The organism is Polaromonas sp. P1_G2, from assembly GCF_056405515.1.
Map to the genome: position 1 here is coordinate 1 of NZ_JBFUBY010001240.1, position 437 is coordinate 437.

The 437-nt window shown below is 62.5% G+C and carries 1 protein-coding gene; it reads right to left on the reverse strand.

All coding sequences use genetic code 11. From position 1 onward, the window contains the following. Positions 1 to 437: hypothetical protein (locus AC1D0P_RS29950; protein WP_477680055.1), on the reverse strand; the 437-nt coding region annotated here is incomplete at both ends.

Consider the following 437-nt stretch of genomic DNA (forward strand, 5'->3'; position numbering starts at 1 on the left):
GACACATTCAGGCCATCGGGCAATTGCTCAATCGCCCCCTTCGCCGTCAGCGGCGACGCGTCATAGAGGCTTTTCAGGTCGAAAGCGGTCTTGGTGCCGGCGTGGTCAATGTCGAGTGCTAGCCTTGCAATCACATTCGTGCCCGACGCCACGAGGTCGGCGGTGACTTTTCCGGAAATCTGTCCGCTGGCGAGATCGGCGATCTTCAGATCGACCATCGGTTTGACGATCTCGGCGCCGCCGGCGGAAAGCCTGGGACCGCTGGCGGTGATGGCACCACTGATCTTGCCATTCTGCGACTGGAAGTCGGCCGAACCCTTGATCGCGCCATCGGCCTTCTGGCCGGCAAAGGCCGCGAGCAGTGCCACATCCGGGAGGTCAAAATCGATCTTGCCTGTCGGGAGGAAGTCCGGGCCGAGGTTGAGCGCGCCCGACAG